Here is a 26,301-nt window from a genome sequence, read left to right as displayed (position 1 = left end):
ACAAGCTCGTCTTGGCTGTCGCAGCCGAGGTAGCCCTCGATTATTGTGCTCAGGCGCTTGATAGAACTGCTCCTCGCGAGCGACCTTAGGGACATAAGATCACCCATTGGTTAACGAGGCTGTTACCTAGCTCCCGTTGGGCGGTGCTGCTCTGAGCCGTCAGCGCGCGTTTTTGGTTGTCGTGGCGAGTTCCCGCGCCATGCGGCGGTCGAGCGTCCGGCATATGCCGAGCCACCAGCGGTAAGCTTCCCGATCCCCGGCGAAGAATGCGGTTTCGGCGCGGCGCCTGGCGTGACTTGCTGCGGCGAGCCCGTGATCGGCGAAGTGGCGAAGGGCGGCGCGCAGCATGGCTTCGTCGGCTCCGACCTCTTGGTCGTCGTTCGCCGGGCGGCGCGCGAAGGCGCGGACTTGCTCTTCGGATAGTCTGGCGGACATCGCCTGGGGCGGGGCGGCGAAACGTATGCTCATGATTCTCCAGACTTTCGCTACGGTCAGCTGCCGTGGCACCGATGCCCCTGGTCTTACGGCAGCGCGGCTAAGCGAGTGTTCGAGATCATGGTTTCCGGATCTTCGCTTGGCGTTTACCTTAACGCCGCATCGAGCCACTGGCCGCTGCGCTGGTATGCCGGCAGGACCGAACCGCTGGCGGGCGGCTTGTCGCTGGTGGGCGCTGCAGTGCCGGGTCCCTGAACATCGGCTGGAGGCGTCGGTATGGCGGCCTCGATCGGGATCGATGCCGGGTCGCTCCCGGCGAGCACTGCCGGCACGGCACGGCTGTGGGCGCGTGGATGCGGCACGGCCGCGGGTTCGCCGCCGAGATAAGCAGCGCGGAAGGCCGCCTGCTGGCCGGCCGCGCCGGGCCAGCGGTAAAACCGGTGGGCGCCGATCGTGGTCACGTGGTGCAGGCTGGGCGCCCAGTAGGGATGGACCTGCACCGTATGATAATGTGTCGCCATGCCCACAGGCGCGTAGACCGCGCCCGCCAGTGCGGCACGCGCCACCCGGCTGGCCCGGTCCCACCACATTGGGGCGGGCCGGCGGGCGAGCGATCCGTCGCAGGTGAAAGTGAACTGGCACCCGGTCGTGCGTTCGGAGCCCTGGAAAACGACTCCGCAGACCGTGTTCGGATAGCTCGGATGGGCCACGCGGTTGAGCACGACCTGGGCCACGGCGCGCTGGCCCGCGTCGGATTCGCTGGCGGCTTCGTAATAGATCGCCATCGTCAGGCACTGCTGCGCACGCGCCAGGTCGGTCCAGCCCCCCCGGGCGAGGAACGGGCGGGCAGTCTGCCCGGGCGCCACGACGGCGCTATTTGAAAAGCGCGTGGCCGGCTCCGCTGCGTCGGAACGGATCCGCGCTTCGGCGGGCAGCGGCTCATAGGGGTCGTCGGCCAGGTAGTAGAAGGCCGAGCCGGGAAAGCTCTCCCCCGGCGTCTCGAAGCCCATCGGCGCGGCCGGGGTGCTTGCCTGGTCCTCGGCCACCCGCCAGTCGCCCGGGGCGGCCATTGCGGGGACGGCGATAACCGCGGCCATGGCCGCATAGCGGAGCCGCAGTTGCCGCCGGCGCCGCGCCAGGACGGGCTGGGCGCGCCGGGCGCGCGTCGTCCGCGCGTGGAAATCGCGAGGCCGATCGGCAGGGGAGGGGTAGGCGCCGTTGATGATCCGGTCCTTCGGTCGCAGTGCGCTTCGCGCCTAGCCCATCGGTTTGCCTGCCGCATGCGCGCTGCAGCGGGTGTGCCGCCACGGGACGGTTGCGCCCCGGGTGCGGCGCTTGTCCCCGGCGGCGACCGGCGCTATGAACGCCGCCGTGTCATGGATCGCCCGGGTGGCCGGGCCGGCAAGGGCGGCATGTCCTTGCTGAGGGAACCGGGTGCCCAAGCCGCCGCAGGCGGACGAGGAATCCCCGGACTGCCCCCGCAACTGTGACCGGGGAGCCGCGCGCCGACAAGCCACTGGGAAACCGGGAAGGCAGGCGCATCGGTGAAGATCCGGCGAGTCAGGAGACCTGCCTGTGACCGTCGTTCGGCCCGCGGGCGGGGTGTACCGCAGGCAAGCGATGGATGCGCTCGCGCGGGTAATCCCGACGGGCCTCCCCGCCATGGACGACTTCCGTCTTGGCGAGGGAGGTTAGCCGTGCGTAAATCTTTGCTTTTCCTGTTGAGTACTTCGTTCTTCTGCGTGCCGGTGGCAGCGCAGGAGCAATCCGGCGACACGCAGATCACGGTGCTCGCCACCGGGACGCACGAGACGCTTCAAACCAGCGGGCAGCCGCTGACGATCATCGGCCGCGAGGAGATCGAGCAGGTCCAGGGCGGCGATATCGTCCGCGTGCTCGAACGTGCTCCCGGCATCGCGGCGTCGCGCAACGGAGGGATCGGTTCGTTCACCGGCGTCCGCTTGCGTGGGGCCGACGCCGAGCAGTTGCTGGTGCTGATCGACGGCGTACGCGTCGCCGATCCCGCCGCGCCGGGCGGCGGGTTCGACTTCGCGACCCTGCTGCCGGGCGGGATCGAGCGGATCGAGCTGCTGCGCAGCTCCAACGGCACGATCTGGGGCAGCCAGGCGATCGGCGGCGTTCTCGCCGCGTGGTCTGGGTTCGATCCCGGCGTGGAGGGCAGCGCCGAATACGGTGCGCCCGACACGCTCTACACGACCGCTCGGGCCGGCATCGCGCACGGCCCGCTGGAACTGGCCGCCGACGGAGCGTGGTACCGCACCGACGGGTTCTCCGCCGCGGCCTCGGGCAGTGAGCCGGACGGCTTCCGCCAATGGCAAGCTGGGGGGCGCGGCAGGCTCGCCATCGCCCCGGGGCTGCGGCTGCGCGGTGGCCTGCGCTATGCCGATGCCAGGGTCGAGATCGACGGTTTTCCCGCGCCGGCGTTCAGCCTGGCGGACACGCGGGAATATCAGGACACCCGCCGGCTTTCGGGTTCCGCGGGGCTCGAGTTCGACGGGCGGAACCTGCAGCTGACCGGCGGCTGGTCGGCCTCCGACACCGAACGCGACAGCTTCGATCTGGATCTGGGCACGGCCCCGACCTTCACGACCGATGGCCGCTCCGACCGGCTGGACTTGCGCGGCGCATGGCGGCTGGGGCAGGCGACGGTGTGGTTCGGCGGTGAAAGCGAGTGGTCGAGCTTCAGCTCGACTTTCGATGACGAGCAGCGCGCCCGCACCTCCGGGGTCTACGCCCAACTCGGGGCGGCGGTGTCCGAGGGCGTTTCGCTCAACGCGGGCGCACGCCTCGCCGACCATAGCCGCTTTGGCAGCGCGGTCACTTTCGGCGCCGATGCGTCATGGGCTTTCGGCGGAGGCTGGCGCTTGCGGGCGAGTTTCGGCGAGGGCTTCAAGGCGCCGACGCTGTTCCAGCTGTTCTCCGACTACGGCAACACCGCCCTGGAGCCGGAGCGCAGCACCAGCGCCGACCTCGGCATCGAGCTGAACGACCGCAATGCCCCGCTCCACCTCGCCGCGACGGTGTTCCGCCGCGACAGCGAGGACCTGATCGAGTTCGTCTCGTGCTTCGGCAATACGAGCGGCATCTGCACCGACCGGCCGTTCGGCACTTACGACAATGTTGGGCGGGTCCGCGCCCAGGGCCTGGAGATCGAAGCGCGTCACGATCTCACGGAAGCACTTTCGGCACGGGTCGCATACAGCTTCGTCGAAACGGAGAACCGCACGCCGGGATCGCCCAACCGCGGCAACGTGCTCGCCCGGCGACCGCGCCACGCGCTCTCGCTCGGCGGGGAGTGGCGAGTGACTCCGGCTGGCGCCGCGGTCGGTGCGGACTTGCGCTGGGTCTCGGCCAGCTATGACGATGCCGCGAACCAGGTCCGCATGTCTCCCCGCGCCGTGGTCGATTTCACCGCGCGCTGGCCAGTGACCGACGTCGTCGAATTGTTCGGCCGGGTCGAAAACCTGCTGGACGAGGAGTACGAGACCGCAGCCGGCTATGCTTCCGCCGGACGCGGGGCCTTCGTCGGGGCGAGGTTGCGCCTTTGATCCTCCCCGCAATGGGGAGGTGGCAGGCCGCAGGCCTGCCGGAGGGGGCCCCCCTAGTGGCGCAGCACGTGCGGCGGGCCCCCTCCACCGTCCTTCGTACGGTCCCCCTCCCCGTGCCGGGGAGGAGTTTGGTCGCGGCGCTGGCCTTGCTGCTGTCCGGGTGTGTGGATGTGGAGCCGGTCGGTCCGGCCCACCACCCTACGATCGTCAGCCTCAACCCGTGCACCGATGCCATCCTGGCGGAGGTGACCGCCCCGGGCCAGCTCCTGGCCATCTCTCACTACAGTCACGATCCGCGCGCCAGTTCGATGCCGCCGGCCCAGGCGCGCCGTTACGCCGCGACCGGCGGCACGGTCGAGGAAGTTCTTGCGCTCGATCCGGACGTGGTGGTGGCGGGCACCTTCCTGGATCCGGCGACGGCCCAGGCATTCCGCCGCCTAGGCATTCGGGTGGAGACCGTCGGCATCGCCGCCACTGTCGCCGGCAGCACCGCGCAAGTGCGCCGGCTCGCCGGAGTGAGCGGCAATCGCTCGGGCGGTGAGGCGCTGGTGGCCCGGATCGAGCGATCGGTAGCCGCCACAGAGCGTGACGGGCCGCGCCCGGAGGTGCTCGTGTGGCAGGAAGGCGGGCTGGTGCCGGGGCCGGATACGCTAGTGGCGGAGCTCCTCGCCAACAGCGGATTCGCCAGCCATTCGGCCGCGCGCGGGCTGGGGCAGGGGGCTTACGTGCCGCTCGAGCGAGTCCTGGCCGATCCGCCGCAGATCGTGCTGGTGGCGGGCGGCGACCGCATGCTGCACCACCCGGTGCTGCAGGATCTTCCCGGCGTGCGCTACGAGAAGCTCGAGCCCTCGCTGCTGTTCTGCGGCGGCCCGACCATTCCGCGGCTGGCTGGGCGGCTCGCGGCGCTAAGGGATCAAGCCTTGCGAGCACCACCCCCAACCCCCTCCTCTGAAGAGGAGGGGGCTTCAGCACAGCGCAACCCGCTCCCCCTCCTCTTCAGAGGAGGGGGCCGGGGGGTGGTGGAGACAACGCAATGACTCGCCCCATCCCCACCCTGCTGCTGGCGCTCGCCGTCATGCTGCCGCTGTCGCTCCTCGCCGGCAGGGTCTGGCTCGACCCATGGGAAACACCAAACGCGGCGATCATCCTCGGCGAACTGCGCCTGCCGCGCGCGCTGCTGGCGGTCGTGATCGGCGCCGGCCTCGGCGCCGCAGGGGCGGCGATGCAGGGGTATTTGCGCAACCCGCTGGCCGACCCGGGCCTGTTCGGCATCGCGCCGGGCGCGGCCCTGGGGGCCGTGGCGAGCCTGTGGTTCGGCTATGCCGCCGGCCCCTGGCTCCTGCCCCTGTTCGCACTGGCCGGCGCTGCGGGTGCAATGGCCCTCCTGGCGCTGATCGCCGGGCGTACCGGTGGCATCGCGCTGTTCACGCTCGCCGGAATGATGGTCGCCAGCCTTGCTGGCGCGCTGACCAGCCTCGCGGTCAGTCTCGCGCCGAATGCCTTCGCCATGAGCCAGATCGTCTCCTGGCTGATGGGTGCCCTGACCGACCGCGGATGGCCCGACGTGTGGCTGGCGGCGCCACTGGTGCTCGTCGGGATTGCCTTGCTGGCGATGGCGGGCCGTGCGCTCGACGCGCTGACTCTCGGCGAGGCGGCAGCTCGCTCTCTTGGAGTATCGCCCGGCCGGCTGCAGGCGCTGCTGATCGCCGGCGTGGGGCTGACGGTAGGCAGCGGCGTGGCGGTGGCCGGGGTGATCGGCTTCGTCGGCCTGATCGTGCCGCATCTCGTGCGGCCGCTGACCGACCGGCGGCCGAGCTCGCTAATCGTGCCGAGCGCGCTGGCGGGCGCCTTGCTGGTCCTGGTGGCGGACGTCGTCTGCCGCATCCTGCCGCTGGTCACCGAGCTGCGCCTCGGGATCGCCCTCAGCCTGATCGGCGCGCCGTTCTTTCTCTGGCTGCTGCTGCGGATGCGAAGGGAGGCGCTGTGATGCTCGAAGCGCGCGATCTGGTGCTCGCGTCGCGCCTGAACGGAGTGTCGGCCCAGCTACGCCCGGGGGAGATTACCGCCATCTGCGGCCCCAACGGCGCGGGCAAGTCCTCCCTGCTGCAAGTGCTCGCGGGGCTGTTGCCGCCGGAGCGTGGCTCGGTCCTGCTCGACGATGAGCAGCTCGCCGCGCTTCACCCGCGGCGGCGCGCACAAGCCATCGGCTATCTCCCGCAGTCCGGCGAAGTGGCCTGGGACATGTCCGTGCGTAACCTGGTCGCGCTTGGCCGGCTGCCGCACGCCGATGCGGGGGAGGCGCAAGTCGATCGTGCACTGGCCGCGCTCGATCTGAGAGACTTCGCCGATCGGCCTGTGTCGACGCTCTCCGGCGGCGAGCGCGGCCGTGCGCTGCTCGCCCGCGTACTGGCCGGTGAACCGCGCTGGATTCTCGCCGACGAGCCGCTCGCGGCGCTCGATCTCGCGCACCAACTGGCTCTGCTCGAGCATTTGCGCCGCGCGGCGCGGGGCGGGGCAGGAGTGGTTATAGTGCTGCACGATCTGGCGCTGGCGATGAACCACGCGAATCGCGTGCTGGTCCTGGATGGCGGGTGCTGCGCGGCGGACGGTCCGCCGGAGCTGGCGTTGTCGGCGGGCACGGTGGAACGCGTCTGGGGCGTTCCGGCGCGCTGGCTCGGGGAGCCCGGTGGGCGGGCGTTGGTTGCTGGCAGCCGGCCCTCATCCAACTCCGACTAAGCCCCTGCGGGGCCAAGTCTCCGTATCCTTCTCCCACCAGTGGGAGAAGGGATCCGCTGCCCTCATCCAACTCCGACTAAGCCCCTGCGGGGCCAAGTCTCCGTATCCTTCTCCCACCAGTGGGAGAAGGAGCCCGCTGCCCTCATCCAGCTTCGACTAGGCCCCTGCGGGGCCAAGTCTTCGTATCCTTCTCCCACCAGTGGGAGAAGGAAGGCCTAGTTCCGTCCACTAGTGTGGGAAAGATGGTCAGGCCGGCACCCAATTCCTTCTCCCACTCGTGGGAGAAGGATAGCGCAGCTTGCTGCTTCAGCAGCTAGCGAAGCTTGGATGAGGGCCCAGCCTCAGCCTGTTTCATCAGCCGCGTCAGCCGCCTCCGCCTCGGTCCCGCCGCCACCGAGGCCGCGGGCCTCCAGCATCGGCTCGACCCGCGGATCGCGCCCCGCGAAGGCCCGGAACATCTCGAAGTAGTCCTGCGTGCCGCCGCGGCTGAGCACGGTCTTGCGGAAGTGCTCGCCGTTCGCGCGGGTCAGGCCGCCGTTGTCGCGGAACCACTGGCGGCTGTCGCGGTCGAGCATCTCGGTCCAGAGGTACGAGTAGTAGCCCGCCGAATAGCCCGCGGGGCTCGAGAAGATATGCCGGAAGTAGCTCGTGCGATAGCGCGGCGGGACGTTCTCCACCTCGAGCCCCAGTGCCGCGAGCCATTCGGCTTCGCGCGCGTTCACGTCGGCCGTGGTGCGGATCGTCGCCGCTTCTTCGGGGCTGAGCGCGTGCCACTGCATGTCGAGCAGCGCCGCTTCGAAGGTCTCGCCGAACTCGTAGCCTTGGTTGAACTTGCTGGCGGCGTTGAGCTTCTCGATCGTCGCCGGGTCGAGCGCTGCGCCGGTCTGGTAGTGCTTGGCATAGTTCGCCAGCACTTCGGGCTCGGCTGCCCACATCTCGTGCACCTGGCTCGGATATTCGACGAAGTCGCGCGCCACGTTGGTGCCCGACATGGTGACGTAGCGCTGGTCGGCGAAGAAGCCGTGCAGCGCGTGGCCGAATTCGTGGAAGATCGTCTCGACGTTGTCCCAGCTGACCAGTTGCACCTCGCCTTCGGGCGCCTTGGGGATGTTGAGCACGTTGTAGATCACCGGCTTGGTGCCCCACAGGTGGCTCTGGTCGACGAAATTGCCCATCCACGCGCCGCCGCGCTTGGAGGGGCGCTGGAACGGGTCGAAATAGAACAGGCCGAGCTCGCTGCCGTCCTTGTCGAACACCGTGTAGGTCCACACGTCCGGGTGATAGACGGGCAGGTCGGTGCGCGCCTTGAAGGTCAGGCCGTAGAGCTTGTTCATGGCGAAAAACACGCCGTCCTCCAGCACCGGGCGGAGCTGGAAGTAGGGGCGCACGGATTCCGCGTCGAAGTCGTAGCGTTCCTTGCGCACCTTTTCGGCGTACATCTGCCAGTCCCACGGCTTCACCGTGAAGTTCTTGCCTTCCGCCTTGATCGCCTGGTTGAGCAGCGCCGCCTCGCGCCGCTGGGTGGCGCCGAGCGCCGGGATCATCGCCCGCATGAAATCGACCGCGGTCTTCGGGTCCTTCGCCATGCGGTCGTACATCGTGTAGCTGGCCCAGTCGGGCTCGCCGAACAGCGCCGCCTTGCGGGCGCGCAAGTTGATGATCTCGGCGATCAACGATCCGGTGTCGTTCGTGCCGCCGCGCACGGCGCGGTTCCAGCTCTTCTCGAACAGCGCCTCCCGCGTGGCGCGATCCTGCAGAGAGGCGAGGGCCGGCTGCTGCGTGGTGTTCTGCAGCGTGACGACGTACTGGCCCGCCAGGCCACGCTCGGTGGCCTCTTTGGCGGCCGCTTCGATCTCTGCCGGCGTGAGCCCCGCCAGCTTCGCGTGGTCCGCTACGACCAGGGCGTTCTCGTTCGTCGCATCGGTCAGCCGCTGGCCGAACGCTGTGGTCGCTTCGGAGAGCCGCGCGTTGATCGCCTTGACTTCGGCCTGCTGGGTTTCGCCGAGCAGCGCGCCGGCGTGGACCATGTCGTCGTAAGTCTTCTCGAGCAGCGCCGCGTCTTCCGGCGTCATGCTCATCGCCGCGCGGTTGTCGTAGACTGCCTTCACTCGCGCGAAGAGCTGCGGGTTGAGGTTGATGGCGTCGTAATGCGCGGTCAGCTTTGGTGAGATCTCGGCGTCGATCGCATCGAGGGCATCGTTGGTGTGGGCGCCGGTGAGGGCGAAGAACATGGTCTGCACCCGGCCCAGCATCCGCCCCGACCGTTCGAGCGCGACGATGGTGTTCTCGAAGGTCGGAGGCTCCGGATTGCCGGCGATCGCCGCCACTTCCGCGGACTGGATCGCCATCCCCTGAGCGAAAGCCGGCAGATAGTCCGTTTCCTTCACCTGGGTGAAGTCGGGCGCGTGGAAGGGCAGCGTGCTGTCCTGCGCGAAGTAGCCGGTCCCGGCAGGGATCGCCGGACGGGCCGCGGCCACGTTCTCGCTCGTAACACCCCCATCTGTGGTGGTGCAGGCCGCCAGCATCGAACCGAGCGCTACCGTCGCCAACAATTGCATCCGCATTCGCATATCTCCTGAGATCCGCTCGCCAGCGGTTTCCTATGAAACTTGCCTTAGCGGTATGGCGGAGCGGATGACAAGGCGTTGAACGGCTTGCTTCATTCGTTCAGCGGGGCGGGCCGTCCCTGGCCCTGCCGGGCCGCGTCCCGGGCGGCCGCGGCCGCTTCGCCGAGCGCCTGGCGGTTGACGGTGACGATGCGCGGCCGCCCGCCGAAGCTGTCGACCACGAGCCAGATCGAGCCAAGCTCCACGAACGCGCCCTGGTCCGGCACGACGGTCAGGTCTTCCAGCCGCACCCGCCTGAGCAGCGCGAGCACGTCCGGGGAGAAGACGTCGTCGAACAGCGCATCGGCCAGTTCGTCCTGCTGCAGTTCGCGGCGGTTTCCAGCGGCATCGATGTAGAGCAGCGGCATGCCCAGTTCGGCCAGCAGCGCGGCCTTGTCGCCGCTCGCCGCCGCCGCGCGGATCGCCGCAAGCGCCGCCTCGAACTGGCTCGGGCTCGTCCCGGTGGCGCAGGAGATCGCCCCGCCTTTGACGCGATCGTTCTCGCGGTCGAACCGTTCTGTCCGGGTCGCCTGGCGCTGCCACACCAGCAGCAGGCAATCCTCGACCTGATCGGCGGCGGCTTGTGGCTCCTCCACGGGGCGGGACGGCGATGGCTCGCCGCAGCCGCCGGCGGACAGCGCAAGTGCGGCCAGCGCCGCGATCCTAAGCGACAGAGCTGCCCCCCGCGGCTTCCCGCGGGTCTTCGTAGGAGGCATCCATGAAGATATTAGCGCGCCTTTCGCTGCGGTGGATGAGGCCCTTGGCGATGCTGCCCCCAGCGTGGTGATAGCCCAGTTCCTCCGCGATGGCATCATAGTCGGCGGCGGCGATCGCCTCGTTCAGCCGCGGGCTGCGCTCGGCGGAGACATTGCCTTCACCGACGTTGAAGACGAGATCGACCAGCGCGTCGAACTCGTTCTGGAATAGCGGCAGGTCGCCGACCAGCCTGGCGACCGCGCGTTCGGCGATGGCGATGTCCTGCTCCAGGAAGTCGAGCACCCGGTCCTTGCTGATCCGGTCTCCGACCCGGAGCCCGTCCTCGGGCTTCACTAGGTGCCCCACGCCGACGGTCGGGTACCCGGCGACATCGCGGTACACTGTTTGGCGGGCGCCTTCCTCCTCGATCATCGCCTCCAGCATCGCCGGGCTGGCCTTCAGGAAGGGCGCGCGCTTCCGCTTCTCGACCGGGCTGGACGAAGGCAGCTGCGGCGCCTGGGGCTGCGACATCGGCATCGCCGCGGTGCCGAGCCCCATGACCCCGGCGGACAGCGCCAGCGCGGCCTTGCGCTTGCTGATCCGCTTGCCGCTGCCGCCGCCGAGCCGCCGCCGCAATTGCCGGATCACCGCATGCGCCTTGCTGCGCGGGCGGGGTTCGGCCTCGCCGCTGGCAGGACGGTGCCGGCTGGGGAGGGGCTGTGGAGGAGACATCGGCCGGCTCCTGTCGAAGGGGTGGTGGTGCCTCCTCAACGGGCCGGCGAACGCGAGGGGTCCACGCTCCGTCGGGCGTGGGCAACGGCTCGTGCGCCTTGGGGCCGCTTACAGCTCGTATTCGACCAGCGGCTCGTAGACCGCTCCGGCAGGGGAGAGCGTGCTCTCGAACACGGTAAAGCCGATCACCTCCCACGGTCCCGCCCGCAAGCGGCCGTGAAGCGCCAGCCAGTCGCCGACCGGGCCGGCCGAACGCGGCAGGCGGGCGAGGGTGACATGGGGACGGTAGTTGCGCTTCTCGGGGACGATCCCGGCCTCGCGGCAGGCGCTGACCACGCGCCGCTGCAGGCGCGCCAGTGGCTCCGTCAGCGGCACTCCGGCCCAGAGGGCGCTCGGCAGGCCCTTCCGCTCGAAATGTCCGACGCCCGCCACCTCGATGGCGAAAGCCGGGCTTTCGACCTGCTCCAGGGCAGCGATCAGCGGCTCCACTTGCGTGCCGTCGACCTGGCCGAGGAATGCCAGCGTGCAGTGGAGCTGCTCGTCGTCCTGCCACCGCGCGCCTTCGATTCCGCCCATCGCGTCGAGCAGCGTATCGCGCACGGTCCCCGGCGGGCGAAGGGCGATGAAGAGTCGCGGCATCGCCGCAGCCTACTCCGGCCCGCCGGTCATGTCGCTGCCTTCCATCGCTTTCTCCGTTTCGAATGGCGGGAGGGAGCGGACCGGCCGCATGCGGAGGGGACGGGAGGGGGCAAACCGCATGGCGACCGATCCGCGCCCCGCGATCCAAAACGATGAAGCTGGCCCTGCGTTCCGCGCTGTGCGGTGCGTTTTCGCACGTCCGCCCGCGAGCGGGGAGCGGCTCGGCAGCGAGGGGCGCCGGGGCCTTCAAAGAAAGGGGGAGGCGCTGATGGCCTCCCCCTTTCGGTGGTCGCCCGGCGGGTCGGCGAGGGGCCGGTGGGACTAGGACCGGCCGGTCGTCCATTCGCCCGAGGCGTGCGTCCGGCCTGAGGTTCTGCCGGCGGCTTGCGTGAGGTCCGCGCCCGGGGGACGGGCGACGGCCGCACAAGCGGATAAACGCCCGGCGGGCCGCCGTTTCCCGGGCGCGCGACGGATCGTGTCCCTGCTGCGAGGTACGGTTGAACCCATGCCTGGAGGAAAAGTGGAGGTGACGCCGGTTGGGGGGGACGGGAGGGGGGAGGATGGCCGGCGTCACCTCGTGTGGGCGCAGCGAGCGAGCCGCCCGATGTTTCCGCCCCCTGCGGCGAGGTGTGTGAGTGATGCGATGAGCAGTCGGGGCGCACCAAGTGATCGGGCTCCAGAAGGTTTTGCGCTCGCAGAGGCGCAGAGGCGCAGAGTGTTTCCCCTCCGAAGTCATTCACGCGAAAGCGGGAACCTATGGCCGAATCCGTCCAGAAACTCCGGCATTCGCGGGGTATGACTGCCTTCGGCAACAAAGCCCCTCAGCGCCTCTGCGCCTCTGCGAGCGCCTAAAATCCGCTGCCTCCGCGTGAACCAGTTCCAAGGCTATCCCCGCAGTTGCGCGCGTGCCCTGCCGTTCGGGTAGGCGGCGTTGTGGACGTTGACGTAATAGCCGCCGGGGTTCTCCACCAGCGCCCGGGCCACGTCGGCCTTCAGCGTCACACAGGCGCCGCTGGCTCCGTCGGCGGGGGTCTCCAGCGGCACAACCGGAGGGCCGCTCTCGCCGGGTCCGCCGGAGTGGATGTGCGCGGCCGTCGGCTTGTCGACCGCGGCGGCGTTGAGGATGTAGCACATCCGGTTCGTCTCCCGGTCGATCACGCCGGTGAAGTTGCCGCTGCCGCCGATGTCGAGCGTGGCGAAGATCACCGCATCGTCGCTGACGTAGGGGTTAGCCGCCTCTTGGGCCGAAGCCGCCGCAGCGACCGCAAAAGTGCTGAGCGCGAAAGCCGCGCCCTTGATCGTCGTATGCATGGTCAGGTCTCCCTCCTGTTGTGGGAGACGACGCCGACGGACGAGGGGGAAGGCAGCCGGCGCCGCCTCGCGCACATAACGCACGGAACCGGCGGCGGTTTCCAGGCTTAGCGCGCCGCGCTACCCTCTCCCCTCCCGCCCGCGGGAGGGGCTGGGGGAGGGAAGGAGGCGCAGGAAGGTGGCACCACACTCTCCCCTCCCGCTTGCGGGAGGGGCCGGGGGAGGGCCCGCCTACTCCGCCGCCGCCTCAGCCTCCACTTCCCGCTCAGCCTGCTCCTCAAGCTCCTCGAGCTTCTCCAGCTTGCGGCGGTTCTTGGGATTGAGCAGGTACTGCCACACGCCCCACACGTTGATCAGCAGCAGCACCGCGTTCATCGCCGCGATCGGCACGGCGCCGCTGGTGAGGCCGGAGACGATCCAGGTCACCGCCACCGCGCAGAACAGCACGAAGCCCCAGCCGGTCGCCTTGCGCCCCATATCGGCGGCGATCAGCCCTGCAGCGATCATCGTGCCGATGGCGGCGATCCATTCGAGCGGGCCGTTCATGCGGAATGTGGAGCGCGCGCAGGGGCCGTTGGTTCCGGGCTCAGCGCGATTTCAGAGGGGAGGCGCCATAAGCAGCCCTGCCGCCCGCGCCGCGAGTGCCTCAGGGCACCCAGTCCTGCGCATCGTCCGTGTCGGGGAGCCCCGTGTCCCGCCGCCTGACGACCCATTCGCTCAAGGCAAACGCGCAAGCAAAGCCCACGCTCACAATGGCGACGACAGCAATCCAGGACATGCAATTGCTCCAACGAAGGGCCGGTGCAGACCAGCCTGCTTCGCCGCCAGCGCGTTACGCGGGGGATTACTGAACCTATAGAGCAAAACGATTGAATTAGCGAAGAAAATCGTCCTGATATATGTGAAACGCGCTACTGTGTTTGTGAATGCCTGCGGCTAAAAGTTCTCCAGTGTCGCGGCAGCTTATCCAATATCCTCGAGCATAGAGGTCGCCTGCGTTCGGGAGCTCAGAGGACATTGGTGCTGGCAGTGAACCGATACCGTGGGCGGGCGAGCGGCGTCGGTGCGGCTTCAGAGGGTGTCCATTCTGCTCCTTGTAAACCGGAGCAAACAGAACCCATGCGTAGGAAGCCTGCAAAGTGGTTGTTCCGCCGCCGTCAGGTTACCACTTGATGCTGCCGTCGTCGATGGCCTTGGGGCAAAGCGCGTTTGCTTGAGGGCTGTGCTCGCCCAGTCAACATCGCTTCCGGCAGGCAGCTCTTCGGAATCACCTGACCTTTGAGTCCAATATTGCTAATAAGTTGGTGAAATTTATAAGTGACCAACACTCCCTAATGGTCGAAGAAATAATAAAGTACATAAAAAACGACGACGCGAGACATGAATAATAACGATTATACACAAAGAACGAGAAACCACCGACCGACATAATTGCGATATATATTACGCAGCCAAAGAGAATGGCTATTTGACAGTTGATACCCGTAAATATAATCTTCTATCGGATTGTCGTCTGAGATGATTTCCTTGCGAAATTCGCCGGAATTCAGGATTGTAGCTGCCCGGGCTGTCCAGGCAATGGCCATTCCCACTAGTATTGATGCGGCCGGAAAGAGTGCCTTAGACGCAAAGTCGAAGCCATTCACACGTAAGCCAAATGTCAGCGCAGCGGCAATTGCTGCGTCGGCCAGTAGCCATCTAGTAAATAGCAGTTTAAGTCCGGTCTTTCTGCCGGACCGGCCTATCACCCAAGGCCAGAACCCCTCAATCACCTTGGTCCGGCCTTCTCAAGCGATTATATGCTGACCTAAGGGCAGCGAGCATCTGCTCCTTCATGCCATCAATTCCAGCTGGCAGCAGTATTTTTTCTAAAAGAGGAGTACCGCGCAGATATATCGTCTTCCCCTTCGACTTACCTTTTTCTTTGATGGTGGCGCTCGCTGGATCTCCGACAGACGCAGCGCTCCGAGCCATTTCCTCAACTATGTCTTTATCGAGCGAAGGGCCGCGACTTTCGACGGTCGTCTTGGTGCCGCCAATCTTCTCATTATACTCTTCCGCTGGCCGGTGGATGAGATTATAAACGTCATGGGCGTTCTCAAACTCAGCTGCAAACTGAAAGCGGGTGACTCGGTCGGCATCGCGGATCTGCTCGATGAAACCTTCCGGGTCTCGCAGTTCATCCACTACGATACGGAAGCCCGCTTCGGGCGCATACTTTGAGGTGTTGAGGAGCTTTTGTAGCTTTGAAGCGACTTCGGCCGCCTTTGCTGAGACCTGAGACTTCCGCTCGATGACGCACGCTTGGGTATCACCGTCGAAAACCCCGTAAGCGTACGGAGCGCGTTCACCCTCGGTTTCGTAGAACCTTTCTCGTTGTCCGTCGTACTGCGGATTGGTGACCGACTACACTCGTCCGATCTGGAACGCGATGGCATTCCCGGCGAACACGTCTGTGGCTGCGATGTGCCACTCGCTCCCACCTCCGATCTCAGCCGCCGGGTGTGCGCGGAACGCGTCGATGATGACTTCATCTGGTCTGCGATCTTCTGCAAACATGTCCGATTGCGCAAAGTGCTCACAACGAATTCGGAATACGTGAAGCCACTTCTCCATCTTTCCCCCCCAAAGAAAGTGTTAGTGTGACGACACTACGCAAATCTCCTTGGTATGCTCAACAGAATTGTGCGACTACTTCCGCTTTGTGAGCGCCCCTACTCCGCCGCCTCCCGCACCTTCCGCTTCTTCAACATCGGCTTCAGGTACCCGCCCGTGAAGCTCCTCGGCTCGGCCGCCACATCCTCCGGGGTGCCCTCCGCCACGATCTCGCCGCCGCGGACGCCGCCGCCGGGGCCTAGGTCGATGATCCAGTCGGCGGTCTTTATGACGTCGAGGTTGTGCTCGATCACCACCACGGAGTTGCCCTGGTCGACCAGGCGCTGGAGGACTTCGAGGAGCTTGCGGACGTCTTCGAAGTGGAGGCCCGTGGTCGGCTCGTCGAGGATGTAGAGGGTCTGGCCGGTGCTGCGGCGGCTGAGTTCCTTGGCGAGCTTGACGCGCTGGGCCTCGCCCCCACTCAGCGTCGTGGCCTGCTGGCCGACCTTGACGTAGCCCAGGCCGACTTCGTTCAGCATATGCATCTTGTCGCGGATCGGGGGCACGGCCTTGAAGAATTCCTCCGCATCCTCGATCGTCATGTCGAGCACGTCGGCGATGCTGAGGCCCTTGAACTTCACCTCCAGCGTTTCGCGGTTGTAGCGGCGGCCGTGGCATTCTTCGCAGGTGACGTAGACGTCCGGCAGGAAGTGCATCTCGATCTTGATCAGCCCGTCGCCCTGGCACGCCTCGCAGCGGCCGCCCTTGACGTTGAAGCTGAAGCGGCCGGGCTTGTAGCCGCGCGCCTGCGCCTCCGGCAGGCCGGCGAACCAGTCGCGGATCTGGGTGAAGGCGCCGGTGTAGGTCGCCGGGTTAGAACGCGGGGTGCGGCCGATCGGCGACTGGTCGATCTCGATCACCTTGTCGCAGTATTCCAGGCCGGTGATCTTGTCGTGCGGGCCGGCGATCACGCGCGCGCCGTTGAGCGCGCGGGCCGCGCCGGCGTGGAGCGTGTCCACGGTAAAGCTCGACTTGCCGGAGCCGGACACGCCGGTGATGCAGGTGAACGTGCCGAGCGGGATCGCGGCGGTGACGTTCTTGAGGTTGTTCGCCCGCGCGCCGTGGACGGTCACGTGCTTGCCGTTGCCCTTGCGGCGCTTCTTCGGCACCGCGATCTCGCGCGTGCCGTTGAGATAGGCGGCGGTTAGGCTGTTCTTGCTCTTGAGGATCTGCTTGAGCGTGCCCTGGGCAACGATCTCCCCGCCGTGCACGCCGGCACCGGGGCCGAGATCGACGATGTGGTCGGCCGTGCGGATCGCGTCCTCGTCGTGCTCGACCACGATCACCGTGTTGCCGAGGTCGCGCAGGCGCTTGAGCGTTTCCAGCAAGCGGTCGTTATCGCGCTGGTGCAAGCCGATGGATGGCTCGTCCAGAACGTACAAAACGCCGGACAGTCCTGAACCGATCTGGCTCGCCAGACGGATGCGCTGGCTCTCTCCGCCGGAAAGGGTGCCGCTGGTCCGGTCGAGGTTGAGGTAGTCCAGTCCGACGTTGTCGAGGAAGCCGAGCCGCTCGTTGATTTCCTTGAGGATCGCGCGGGCGATCTGCTGCTGCTGCGAGCCGAGCTGCGGCTCGAGATCGAGGAACCAGCGCTTGGCGTCGGACACGCTCATCTTGGTCGGCGTGGCGATGTCCGTGCCGGCGACTTTCACCGCCAGGGCTTTCTCGTTCAGGCGCTTGCCGTGGCAGGTCTCGCACGGCTGGGCGGTTTGGAACTTCGACAGCTCCTCCCGCATCCAGGCGCTGTCGGTCTGCAGCATGCGGCGGTTGAGGTTGCCGATCACCCCCTCGAACGCCTTGTGCACGGTGTACTGCTTGCGCCCGTCCTTGAAGGTCAGCGCCACGGGCAGTCCGCCGGTGCCGTGCAGGATGATCTCGCGCTGGTCGGGCGCGAGGTCCGTCCAGGGGGTCTCCAGGCTGAAGTCGTAAGCCTGCGCCAGGCTGGCGAGGACCTGCATGTAATAAGGGGAGGGCGGGTTCGACTTCGCCCAGGGCACGATCGCGCCCTTCTTGAGCGAGAGGTGCTCGTTCGGAACGACGAGCTGCGGATCGAACAGCAGCTTCTCGCCCAGGCCGTCGCACGCGGAGCAGGCGCCCTGCGGCGCGTTGAACGAGAACAGCCGCGGCTCGACTTCCTCGATCGTGAAGCCGGATACCGGGCAGGCGAACTTTTCCGAGAACACGATGCGGTTCGGCGGGAGGCCGGCGCCTTTGAGCTTGCCGCCGCTCGCTTCGCTCGCCACCACCCCCGGCCCCTCCTCTGAAGAGGAGGGGAGAGTTTTTTTACGCTTCTTCTTCCCCCCCTCCTCTTCAGAGGAGGGGGTCGGGGGGTGGTGCAGTTCAGCCACCGTCCCATCCGCCAGGTCGACATAAGCCAGCCCCTCGGCCAGCTTCAGCGCGGTCTCGAAGCTGTCGGCCAGGCGCGTCTCGATCCCGGGGCGAACCGCGAGGCGGTCGACCACGACTTCGATGTCGTGCTTGTACTTCTTGTCGAGCGCGGGCGCTTCGGCAATCTCGTAGATCTCACCGTCGATCCGCACGCGGGTGAAGCCGGCCTTCTGCCATTCGGCCAGCTCGCGGCGGTACTCGCCCTTGCGGCCGCGCACGACCGGGGCGAGCAGGTAGAGCCGCGTACCTTCGGGCAGGGCCATGACCCGGTCGACCATGTTGGACACGGTCTGTGCCTCGATCGGCAGGCCGGTGGCGGGGGAGTAGGGCACGCCGACACGCGCCCATAACAGGCGCATGTAGTCGTAGATCTCGGTCACTGTGGCGACCGTGGAGCGCGGGTTGCGGCTGGTGGTCTTCTGCTCGATCGAGATCGCCGGGCTGAGGCCGTCGATATGCTCGACGTCCGGCTTCTGCATCATTTCGAGAAACTGGCGCGCATAGGCGCTCAGCGATTCGACATAGCGGCGCTGGCCTTCGGCGTAGATCGTGTCGAACGCCAGGCTGCTCTTGCCCGAGCCGGAAAGGCCGGTGATCACGATCAGGGCGTCGCGCGGCAGGTCGATGTCGATGCCCTTGAGGTTATGCTCTCGGGCGCCGCGGACGGAAATGTGAGTCAGGGACATAGTGTGTGGATGTTCCGCAAATGTTCGCGCCAGTCAAGCATTGGGATCGAGGGCGCGCGGAAGCGGCCCCAAGGCTCGATGCGATGTGGGGGCGGACAGCCGGATTGCAACTCGGTTGCGGTGAAGAATGGCGCTCAGGGCGCCCGCGCTCACTCGTCGAGAATGGCGAGCGAAACGTTGCCGTGGCCGGGGCCGATCAGGCCCAGGTCTCGCGCCGCGGCTTGCGAGACGTCGATGACCCGGCCCGGGCTGAAGGGCCCGCGATCGTTGATCCGCACCACCACGGAGCGGCCGGAGTCGCTCGTCACGCGGACCGTGCTGCCGAACGGCAGGGTGCGATGGGCCGCGGTGTACTCGGTCGGGTCGAAGGTCTCGCCGCTGGCGGTGCGGCGGCCGGCGAACTTCGGACCGTACCAGCTCGCGACACCGCGGCCGACCGGCTCCCAGCTCTCTTCCGGCTCGGCTTCGCTCATCTCTTCCGCGACCGGAGCGACCGGCACGAGTTGAGCCGGCTGCACGGCGGGCTGGAACCGGGGGAGGGAGGCATCCACGGCTTGCGGCTGCGGCGCTGCGACCGCAGGCGCGGCATCTTCCGCATGCGCCGAGGCCAGCGCCCCGCCGAGACCAAGTACCGCAAAAGCGGCAATCCCTGCGCGCAGCTTCATAGTGATGTTCCCGTCGACCATGTGGGGAGGGTCGGTACGGGGGTTCGCCGATGAAAAGAACCCCAGCGCAGTCGTCCGGCCCCGCCGCAGGCTCGACTCGCCGCGAGTCGTGGAACAATTCGGGCGAAATGAGGGCGGCCAGCGCGATTTTTCGCACGCTACTGCGTGTTGTGGGTCCCTGGCGGCGATGTCCCTAGAGGATGATCCGCAGCGCGCGAGCGGGATCATGCTGTCCAACTTCGCCCGATAAGTCCGATGCACCCTCTTCCCACTCGTCACCCTGAACTCGGTTCAGGGCCATTTGGCCGGCATTGTGGTGGCGGGAGAGGTGGGGCGGGCCAGACCTCGATCTGCAAGCCCGGCGCAAACGGCGGGATGGGTGCTGAAACGAGTTCAGCATGACAAGGAAGGGTGGGAGTAGGCAGGGAGGCAGAGCAAGCCGGCCACAAACGGAAATGGGGCCGGCATTGCTGCCGACCCCACTCTCACCGGCGTGTGGGTTCCGAGGAACGCTTTACGCCTGACGTTTCACTGCAGCCCGGAGGCGGCAGTTATGTCGCCCGGCGCTCGCGCCGGTGCCGGTTCCGTCGGGGCCGGGTATGATCCGAAGACCTTTCCCTTGCCGTCCGGCGGTTCCGCGACCGTTCTCCTGGCCAGCTTCTCATGGTTCGGCGATGCGGGGCATCGCCGCTTTATCGAAACCGGCCGGAAGTGCGGCCTGCCGATCGCGCGCCCTTGCGGCTTCAGCGGTCTGGAAGTTGCGGCATCCGAAGATGCCCTGGCTTTCATCCCTCCACCGCGCGGCATCTCGCCATCGCGTCGAGAGAAGTTCCAAAATCTCTTCGTCTTTCAGGGTGTGATCCCGTCCGTCCGAAGAGCCAATCCCCGCTCTCGATGTCTAGAGAATGCGCCTGCGCGCCGAGTCGGGCAAGAGCGAACCGGCCGACTTATCCACTTTAGTCAGGAATGCCAGTGGACAAGGCTGGATAAGTCAACGGTTCGCCGCGAAATGCAGGGTTTATCCCCGGTCGCGCTTCGCCAGCAGGCGCAGACGCAGCGCGTTGAGCTTGATGAAGCCTTCCGCATCCTGCTGGTCGTAAGCGCCGGCATCGTCCTCGAAGGTGACGTGGCGTTCCGAATAAAGGCTGTCGGCGCTCTTGCGGCCGACGACGCTCGCCTGGCCCTTGTAGAGCTTCAGGCGCACGGTCCCGCTCACTTTCGCCTGGCTGTGGTCGATCGCCGCCTGCAGCATCTCGCGCTCGGGCGCGAACCAGAAGCCGTTGTAGATCAGCTCCGCGTACTTCGGCATGAGCTCATCCTTGAGGTGCGCGGCGCCGCGGTCGAGGGTGATCTGCTCGATTCCGCGGTGGGCGCGGGCGTAGATCTCGCCGCCGGGCGTCTCGTACATGCCGCGGCTCTTCATGCCGACGAAGCGGTTCTCGACCAGGTCGAGCCGGCCGATGCCGTGCCGCTTGCCGAGGGTGTTCAGCTCGGTGAGCAGGGTCGCGGGGCTCATGGCCGTGCCGTTCAGGGCGACGCCGTCACCCCGCTCGAAATCTATGGTGATATATTCGGGAGAGTCGGGCGCATCCTCGGGATTGTCGGTCCGGCTGAAGACATAGTCGGGCACTTCCTCCCACGGATCCTCGAGCACTTTGCCTTCGCTGGAGGTGTGCAGCAGGTTCGCGTCGGTCGAGAACGGGCTCTCGCCGCGCTTGTCCTTGGGCACCGGGATCTGGTGCTGTTCCGCCCAGGCGATCAGCGCGGTGCGGGAGGTCAGCTCCCATTCGCGCCAGGGAGCGATGACCTTGATGTCCGGATCGAGCGCGTAGGCGCTGAGCTCGAAACGGACCTGGTCGTTGCCTTTGCCGGTCGCGCCGTGGGCGATGGCGTCGGCGCCGGTCTCGCGGGCGATCTCGATCAGGCGCTTGGAGATCAGCGGCCGGGCGATCGAGGTGCCGAGCAGGTAGTCCCCTTCGTAGCGGGCATTGGCGCGCATCATCGGGAAGACGAAGTCGCGGACGAATTCCTCGCGCAAGTCGTCGATGTAGATGTGCTTGTCCGGAACGCCCATGAGCTGCGCCTTGGCGCGCGCGGGCTCCAGTTCCTCGCCCTGGCCGAGATCGGCAGTGAACGTGACGACTTCGCAGCCGTAGGTCACCTGCAGCCACTTGAGGATGACGCTGGTGTCGAGTCCGCCCGAATAGGCCAGGACGACACGCTTGATATCGGACATGTTTCGCTCCGCCGGAATTCGCGCGCGCCGTTAACAGGCGCGCGCCCGCGCGGCAACACGGGAACGGCGGCTCAGCCGGTGATCGGTTTCGCGCCGAGCTTCGGATTGAGCGTGCTGACCCGGTTCAGCCATGCGCGCGGCTTGCGCAGCAGGTTCTTGGGGTAGTCGACCTTCAGGCCGGCGAGCTGGGCCATCCGGCCCACAAAGTGGATGCAGTTGTACTTGTCGAGGTCGTATAGCTTGCCCTTCGCCGCCCGCAGGGCGTCGATTTCGGCGCGCATCTTGCGATAGGTGGCGTCGTCTACCGTCACCGTGAAGTGGCGGTTGGTCTTGGCGATGTACTTCTGCTCTTCGACGTAGATCGTGTGCTCGACCGGGCCCGTCAGGATCGCCGGGGAGATTCGCTTGGCGCTGAAGCCGAAGTTCTCGTTCACTTTGTGCCCGCCCTCCAGCGTGCCCTCGAACACCACGAACGTGTGCGGATAGCGGCCGAACAGGGCCGAACCGTTGAAGCTGTGGAAGTGCACGTCCACCTCGGCGGCGGCTGGGTGGGCGAAAGCGACGAGGCCGAGAACAGCCAGGACCAGGCGCAGCATGATCCGGTTGAGATGGCGAACTGTCATCGCCGCGGGGTTACGCAATCGCCCCCGGCCGCGCAACCGCTTGTGTTTGCTCGAAAGACCGGAGAAGGCTCGGGAAATAGAGCGCCAGACCTCCGGCGCGCAGCAGGTAGCTGGCGGAGAACGCAAGCCACACGCCCAGGTTGCCGAGCGGGCGCAGCGCCAGGTCGGCGGCGAGGTAGAGCACGGCCGCGAGCACACCGGCGTTGCGCAACGCACGGCCTTGGGTGGAGCCGATGAACACGCCGTCGAGCAGCCAACTCGGCATCCCGATCAGGGGCACGAGCGCGGCGAAGGGGAGGAACAGGCTCGCGCTCGCGCGTATCGCGGGGTCCGTGGAGATCAGTGCGATCACCGGCTCTCCCAGCAGCCAGAACGCGGCGGCCATGAGTGCACCGGCGGCGAGCGAGAACTCGCCGGTCAGCCGGATGGCGCGGACGAACTGGGCGCGGGATCGGGTGCCGATCGCCTGGCCGATGCGGGACTCGGCGGTGAAGGCGAAACCGTCGAGGATGAAGGCGGCGACGTTGACGAACTGCAGCAGTACGTGGTTGGCCGCCAGCGTCTCTGCGCCGAGCCGCGCGCCGGCATTGGCGAACCAGGCGAACATGATCAGCAGCGCCACAGTGCGGATCATCAGGTCGCGGTTGATGGCGAACAGCCGGCGCATGGCCGCCGGGGCGAACAGCGCCGCGCGTCCGGCGCGGCGGGCGAGGGCGTGCGGGTTTGCGCCGGCGACCCCCGTGACGAGCACCAGCCCGGCGGCGAGGGCGACCCACTCCGCGCCCGCGGTGCCGGCCCCGACCCCGGCCGCGCCCAGGCCGAAGCCGAACACCAGCACGACGTCGAACACGATGTTCGCGGCGTTCATCACCAGCTGCAGCGTAAGCGCCGCGCGCGTGCGGCCGAGCCCGAACAGCCAGCCGGTGATCGCGAAGACGCACAGCGCCGCCGGGGCGCCGAAGAAGCGCGCGGTGACGTACCCGCTCGCTTCGGCCGTGGTCGCTTCGCCGCCGGCGAGGATGGCGAAGGCGAGCTCTCGGAGCGGCCAGAGCAGCGCCAGCAGCAGCACACCGATCGCGCCGCCGATCGCCAGTCCGCGGACGAGCAGCGCCTCGACTTCCTTTCTGTCGCCGGCGCCGTCGGCCTGGGAGGTCAGCCCCGTCATGCCCATGCGCAGGAAGCCGAAGCTCCAGAAGATCAGGCCGATGACCGTCGCGCCAAGCGCCACCCCGGCCAATGCGGCAGCATCTCCGGTGCGTCCGATGACCATCGCGTCGACCACGCCGACGAGCGGGATCGACGCCTGCCCGAGCATGATCGGCCAGGCCTGCGCGAAGATCGACGCGCGAGTCAGCGGCACAGCGGCGGGCGCAGGCTGGGACATGGCGGGCTTATCTCCGTTCGTGGTGAGCCTGTCGAATCGCGAACCTGGCACAGCGGTCCGGCGTGGCGCCGATCGTCCTTCGACAAGCTCAGGACGAACGGTTCATGTATTCGGACATCGGGGGGTCTCTCTGTCCGTTCGTGGTGAGCCTGTCGAACCACGAAGTTATCGGGAGGCGCTAGAGTGACCGAACTATCGCTCGGGGCGCCGCCATCGGCGGCTAACGCCGCCGACCCCTCTCCCTCCGCCCCTGCGGGGCTCCTCCCTCTCCCGCAAGGGGAGAGGGGAAGGGGCTAAGTGCCGGTTACACTACCTCGTACCACACAGCAGCGCCTGCTCGGCCGGCTCCATGTAGCCGCGGGTCAGCGGCAGGGCGTGGCGGTTGCGGGTGTACTGGATCTGGTAGTTGCACATGCCGCCGTGCTCGAAGGCGGCGATCGATCCGCAAAGGTAGAAGGTCCACATGCGGAAGAAGCGTTCGTCGTACATGGCCACGATCGCCGCTCGGTTGGCGACGCAGCGCTTGTACCATTCGCGCAGGGTCTTCGCGTAGTGCAGCCGCAAGGTCTCGACATCGGTGGCGATCAGGCGGACCCGCTCGCTGGCGGCGACGGTTTCGCTGAGCGCGGGGATGTAGCCGCCGGGGAAGATGTACTTGTCGGTGAACGCGTCGGTCACGCCGGGGCCGCCCATGCGGCCGATCGTGTGCAGCAGCATCACGCCGTCGTCGGCCAGGAGATTGGCGCAGGCGCGAAAGAAGGTCCCGAACTGCGGCCGGCCGACATGCTCGAACATGCCGACCGAGACGATCCGGTCGAACCGCTCCCCGCGCGCGGCGAGATCGCGGTAGTCGACCAGCTCCAGCCGCACCCGGGCCGAGACTCCGGCGTCGCGCACGCGTTGCTCGGCGAGGGCGAGCTGCTCCTTGCTGAGGGTGATGCCGAGCACTTCGACATCGCAGTGGCGCGCCAGGTAGATCGCCATCCCGCCCCAGCCGCAGCCGATATCGAGCACGCGCTGCCCCGGCGATAGGGCCAGCTTGGCGGCGATATGCGCCAGCTTGGCGTTCTGCGCCTGCTCCAGCGTCATGCCGTCGTCCGGCCAATAGGCGCAGCTGTACTGCATGTGCTCGGCATCGAGCATCAGCCGGTAGAGATCGTTGCCGATGTCGTAGTGATGGGCGACGTTCCGGCGCGCGCTCCGGGCGTCGTTGAACGAGCGGTGGAGGAACCGCAGGCGGCGCTTGAGCCCGGCGAGCGCGCCGGGTTCGTGGAGCCGGTCGAACCGTTCGAAGCGGTTGTTCATCCGCACTAGCGTGACGAGGTCGAGCACGTCGCCGCGTTCGATCACCATTCGCCCGTCCATGTAGGCTTCGCCGGCGCCGGTGCGCGGATCGATGACCAGGTCGCGCGGCACCTTGTCGTCGGTGAAGCGCAGGGCGACTTCGGGATAACCCTCGGCCGGGTGCCCGAAAGAGGCGGTCGTGCCGGAGGCATACGTCACCTCCAGCCGGCCGCGCTCCACCACGCGCGCCAGGAAGCGCTCGAACAGCTCCTGCTTCATCGACCCCCTGCCGCTCTACTCGGCCGCCTGCGCGAGGTGCCAGACCGGCGGCTCCTCGCTCTCGCGCAGCCGCTCGCTTTCCTCGTACATGAAGTCGCGCGTCATCGGGATTGCCGCGCGGTCCTTCACATAGACGATCTGCCAGTTGACCATCTTGCCGTGGCGGAAGCTCTGCTCCGCGCCGGCGAGGTAGAACAGCCACATGCGGTAGAACTGCTCGTCATAGAGATCGACGATCTCCTCCCGGTGCATGACCGTCCGATTGTACCATTCCTCCAGCGTGTGGCTGTAGTGGAAGCGCATCGCTTCCACGTCCATCACCTGCCAGCCAGCCTTCTCGCTCTCGATCACCAGCTCCGACAGGGCGGGGATGTAGCCGCCGGGGAAGATGTACTTGCGCGTCCAGGCGTCGGTGAAGCCGGGGGTGCCGGCACGGCCGCAGCAGTGGCTGAACATCACCCCGTCCGGCTTCAGCAGCTTGCTGGTGTGCCTGAAGAACTCCGGATAGTGCGCGGTGCCGACATGCTCCAGCAGGCCGACAGAGCTGATCCGGTCGAACTGCCCTTCGACGTCGCGGTAGTCCATCAGGGCGAACTTGACCTTGTCCTCCACGCCTTCGGCCTTGGCCCGTTCCTGGCAGAAGGCGATCTGGTCCGGCGCCAGCGCGACGCCGAGCACTTCGCAGCCGTAGTGCTTGTGGAGGTAGAGCGCGAACCCGCCCCAGCCGCAGCCGATGTCGAGGACTTTCATGCCCGGCTTGATGTTCATCTTGGCCGCCATGTGGGCCTTCTTGTCGAGCTGGGCCTTCTCCAGGCTGTTCGACGTGTCGCGATAATAGGCCATCGTGTATTGCCGGTCCTCGTCGAGAAACAGCTCGTACAGCCGGCGGGTCAGATTGTAGGTGTGCTCGGCATTCTTGCGCGCCTTGCCGCGCAGGTTGATGCCGTCGGCCTTGGCGATCAGGCGCTGGGTGAACCGGCGCAGCGGGCCCTTCGGCTGGATCGCCACGTCGCCGGTCTTCTTGGTGTTCCCGGTGACGAACAGCACCATGTCGCGAATGTCGTGCGGCGGCTCGACCTCGAGCCAGCCCCACATGTAGGCCTCGCCAGCGCCGACTTGCGGATAGGCGGCGATGTGCCGGGCGGCCTTGGGGTGGTTCAGGCGGATGCGGATTTCGTCCCCGCCTCCCGGACCGTACTGGTATGTCTTGCCGTTGTAATTCGTGACCACCAGCCGGCCACGGCGGATGGCTTTGGTCAGAAACTTGTCGAGCAGCCACATCGGCGGCGGTCCTCTCTCGTTATTACCCCGGGAGCTTTGAACAGCGCCGCCCCGGCACTGTCAATCACCGGCTATCTCCGCTCCCACTTGCGGGAG

General features: G+C 67.1%; 20 protein-coding genes and 1 riboswitch. Of the genes, 4 read left to right on the top strand and 16 right to left on the bottom strand.

Annotated features, from left to right (window positions below):
* Positions 1–159: 159 nt before the first annotated feature.
* Both GRI75_RS14550 and GRI75_RS05140 read right to left on the bottom strand, forming a co-directional pair.
* Complete coding sequence (locus tag GRI75_RS14550; RefSeq protein WP_235911334.1) at positions 160–468, bottom strand: hypothetical protein; 309 nt, start codon at positions 466–468, stop codon at positions 160–162.
* Positions 469–581: 113 nt separating this feature from the next.
* A complete protein-coding gene (locus GRI75_RS05140; protein WP_235911332.1) occupies positions 582–1,532 on the bottom strand; it encodes a cell wall hydrolase in 951 nt (316 codons plus the stop codon).
* Positions 1,533–1,823: 291 nt separating this feature from the next.
* A riboswitch (cobalamin riboswitch) is annotated at positions 1,824–2,026 on the top strand.
* 130 nt (positions 2,027–2,156) lie between these two features.
* Between GRI75_RS05140 and GRI75_RS05135 the strand changes: the two genes are divergently transcribed.
* The 4 genes from GRI75_RS05135 to GRI75_RS05120 all read left to right on the top strand — a co-directional run bounded on the left by GRI75_RS05135 (position 2,157) and on the right by GRI75_RS05120 (position 6,740).
* Entirely contained in the window at positions 2,157–4,004 is a 1,848-nt protein-coding gene (locus GRI75_RS05135; protein ID WP_202389602.1) for a TonB-dependent receptor plug domain-containing protein, read from the top strand.
* A 164-nt stretch (positions 4,005–4,168) separates the two neighbouring features.
* On the top strand, positions 4,169–5,041 hold the full coding sequence (locus GRI75_RS05130) for an ABC transporter substrate-binding protein (protein ID WP_328597932.1): 873 nt from the start codon (positions 4,169–4,171) through the stop codon (positions 5,039–5,041).
* Positions 5,038–5,991: a FecCD family ABC transporter permease gene (locus GRI75_RS05125; RefSeq protein ID WP_160745867.1), complete on the top strand. Its 954-nt coding sequence runs from the start codon at positions 5,038–5,040 to the stop codon at positions 5,989–5,991. The genes GRI75_RS05130 and GRI75_RS05125 overlap by 4 nt, the downstream gene beginning before the upstream one ends.
* Positions 5,991–6,740, top strand: a complete 750-nt coding sequence (locus GRI75_RS05120; protein ID WP_202389601.1) for an ABC transporter ATP-binding protein — start codon at positions 5,991–5,993, stop codon at positions 6,738–6,740. Before GRI75_RS05125 ends, GRI75_RS05120 begins: the two co-directional genes overlap by 1 nt.
* A 341-nt stretch (positions 6,741–7,081) precedes the next feature.
* Here GRI75_RS05120 and GRI75_RS05115 read toward each other — a convergent pair whose 3' ends face one another.
* The 14 genes from GRI75_RS05115 to GRI75_RS05050 form a co-directional block, all read right to left on the bottom strand.
* Positions 7,082–9,304, bottom strand: coding sequence for a M3 family metallopeptidase (locus tag GRI75_RS05115; protein WP_160745865.1), 2,223 nt, complete (start codon positions 9,302–9,304; stop codon positions 7,082–7,084).
* 95 nt (positions 9,305–9,399) lie between these two features.
* The gene (locus GRI75_RS05110) at positions 9,400–9,942 is read right to left on the bottom strand and encodes a hypothetical protein (protein ID WP_328597931.1); all 543 of its coding nucleotides are present in this window, start codon (positions 9,940–9,942) and stop codon (positions 9,400–9,402) included.
* 67 nt (positions 9,943–10,009) lie between these two features.
* Complete coding sequence (locus GRI75_RS05105) at positions 10,010–10,774, bottom strand: lysozyme (RefSeq protein WP_235911322.1); 765 nt, start codon at positions 10,772–10,774, stop codon at positions 10,010–10,012.
* Positions 10,775–10,882: 108 nt separating this feature from the next.
* Complete coding sequence (thpR, locus tag GRI75_RS05100) at positions 10,883–11,413, bottom strand: RNA 2',3'-cyclic phosphodiesterase (protein ID WP_160745864.1); 531 nt, start codon at positions 11,411–11,413, stop codon at positions 10,883–10,885.
* An 885-nt stretch (positions 11,414–12,298) separates the two neighbouring features.
* Entirely contained in the window at positions 12,299–12,724 is a 426-nt protein-coding gene (locus tag GRI75_RS05095; RefSeq protein WP_160745863.1) for a CHRD domain-containing protein, read from the bottom strand.
* Between the two features lie 231 nt (positions 12,725–12,955).
* On the bottom strand, positions 12,956–13,270 hold the full coding sequence (locus GRI75_RS05090) for a hypothetical protein (RefSeq protein WP_160745862.1): 315 nt from the start codon (positions 13,268–13,270) through the stop codon (positions 12,956–12,958).
* A 1,218-nt stretch (positions 13,271–14,488) separates the two neighbouring features.
* The gene (locus GRI75_RS05085; protein ID WP_160745861.1) at positions 14,489–14,911 is read right to left on the bottom strand and encodes a hypothetical protein; all 423 of its coding nucleotides are present in this window, start codon (positions 14,909–14,911) and stop codon (positions 14,489–14,491) included.
* Positions 14,912–15,438: 527 nt separating this feature from the next.
* Entirely contained in the window at positions 15,439–18,453 is a 3,015-nt protein-coding gene (gene uvrA / locus GRI75_RS05080) for an excinuclease ABC subunit UvrA (protein WP_160745860.1), read from the bottom strand.
* A gap of 149 nt (positions 18,454–18,602) precedes the next feature.
* The gene (locus GRI75_RS05075; RefSeq protein WP_202389599.1) at positions 18,603–19,118 is read right to left on the bottom strand and encodes a septal ring lytic transglycosylase RlpA family protein; all 516 of its coding nucleotides are present in this window, start codon (positions 19,116–19,118) and stop codon (positions 18,603–18,605) included.
* A 1,018-nt stretch (positions 19,119–20,136) separates the two neighbouring features.
* Positions 20,137–21,354, bottom strand: coding sequence for an argininosuccinate synthase (locus tag GRI75_RS05070; RefSeq protein WP_160745858.1), 1,218 nt, complete (start codon positions 21,352–21,354; stop codon positions 20,137–20,139).
* A gap of 71 nt (positions 21,355–21,425) precedes the next feature.
* Positions 21,426–21,977, bottom strand: a complete 552-nt coding sequence (locus tag GRI75_RS05065; protein WP_235911316.1) for a hypothetical protein — start codon at positions 21,975–21,977, stop codon at positions 21,426–21,428.
* Positions 21,978–21,987: 10 nt separating this feature from the next.
* Positions 21,988–23,361, bottom strand: a complete 1,374-nt coding sequence (locus GRI75_RS05060) for an MATE family efflux transporter (RefSeq protein ID WP_235911314.1) — start codon at positions 23,359–23,361, stop codon at positions 21,988–21,990.
* Between the two features lie 309 nt (positions 23,362–23,670).
* Positions 23,671–24,924: an SAM-dependent methyltransferase gene (locus GRI75_RS05055; RefSeq protein WP_160745857.1), complete on the bottom strand. Its 1,254-nt coding sequence runs from the start codon at positions 24,922–24,924 to the stop codon at positions 23,671–23,673.
* Between the two features lie 15 nt (positions 24,925–24,939).
* The gene (locus GRI75_RS05050; protein ID WP_160745856.1) at positions 24,940–26,205 is read right to left on the bottom strand and encodes an SAM-dependent methyltransferase; all 1,266 of its coding nucleotides are present in this window, start codon (positions 26,203–26,205) and stop codon (positions 24,940–24,942) included.
* Positions 26,206–26,301: the final 96 nt, after the last annotated feature.

The sequence above is a fragment of the Croceibacterium soli genome (genome assembly GCF_009828065.1).
Taxonomy (GTDB): domain Bacteria; phylum Pseudomonadota; class Alphaproteobacteria; order Sphingomonadales; family Sphingomonadaceae; genus Croceibacterium_B; species Croceibacterium_B soli.
This window is presented reverse-complemented; position numbering and strand designations above follow the sequence as displayed.

Excerpts from the sequence above, each read along its gene's own strand:
- GRI75_RS14550 (WP_235911334.1), bottom strand. The coding sequence starts at position 468 with ATGAGCATACGTTTCGCCGCCCCGCCCCAGGCGATGTCCGCCAGACTA.
- GRI75_RS05140 (WP_235911332.1), bottom strand. The coding sequence starts at position 1,532 with ATGGCCGCGGTTATCGCCGTCCCCGCAATGGCCGCCCCGGGCGACTGG.
- GRI75_RS05125 (WP_160745867.1), top strand. The coding sequence starts at position 5,038 with ATGACTCGCCCCATCCCCACCCTGCTGCTGGCGCTCGCCGTCATGCTG.
- GRI75_RS05120 (WP_202389601.1), top strand. The coding sequence starts at position 5,991 with ATGCTCGAAGCGCGCGATCTGGTGCTCGCGTCGCGCCTGAACGGAGTG.
- GRI75_RS05115 (WP_160745865.1), bottom strand. The coding sequence starts at position 9,304 with ATGCGGATGCAATTGTTGGCGACGGTAGCGCTCGGTTCGATGCTGGCG.
- GRI75_RS05105 (WP_235911322.1), bottom strand. The coding sequence starts at position 10,774 with ATGTCTCCTCCACAGCCCCTCCCCAGCCGGCACCGTCCTGCCAGCGGC.
- thpR (WP_160745864.1), bottom strand. The coding sequence starts at position 11,413 with ATGCCGCGACTCTTCATCGCCCTTCGCCCGCCGGGGACCGTGCGCGAT.
- GRI75_RS05095 (WP_160745863.1), bottom strand. The coding sequence starts at position 12,724 with ATGCATACGACGATCAAGGGCGCGGCTTTCGCGCTCAGCACTTTTGCG.
- GRI75_RS05090 (WP_160745862.1), bottom strand. The coding sequence starts at position 13,270 with ATGAACGGCCCGCTCGAATGGATCGCCGCCATCGGCACGATGATCGCT.
- uvrA (WP_160745860.1), bottom strand. The coding sequence starts at position 18,453 with ATGTCCCTGACTCACATTTCCGTCCGCGGCGCCCGAGAGCATAACCTC.
- GRI75_RS05075 (WP_202389599.1), bottom strand. The coding sequence starts at position 19,118 with ATGAAGCTGCGCGCAGGGATTGCCGCTTTTGCGGTACTTGGTCTCGGC.
- GRI75_RS05070 (WP_160745858.1), bottom strand. The coding sequence starts at position 21,354 with ATGTCCGATATCAAGCGTGTCGTCCTGGCCTATTCGGGCGGACTCGAC.
- GRI75_RS05065 (WP_235911316.1), bottom strand. The coding sequence starts at position 21,977 with ATGACAGTTCGCCATCTCAACCGGATCATGCTGCGCCTGGTCCTGGCT.
- GRI75_RS05060 (WP_235911314.1), bottom strand. The coding sequence starts at position 23,361 with ATGTCCCAGCCTGCGCCCGCCGCTGTGCCGCTGACTCGCGCGTCGATC.
- GRI75_RS05055 (WP_160745857.1), bottom strand. The coding sequence starts at position 24,924 with ATGAAGCAGGAGCTGTTCGAGCGCTTCCTGGCGCGCGTGGTGGAGCGC.
- GRI75_RS05050 (WP_160745856.1), bottom strand. The coding sequence starts at position 26,205 with ATGTGGCTGCTCGACAAGTTTCTGACCAAAGCCATCCGCCGTGGCCGG.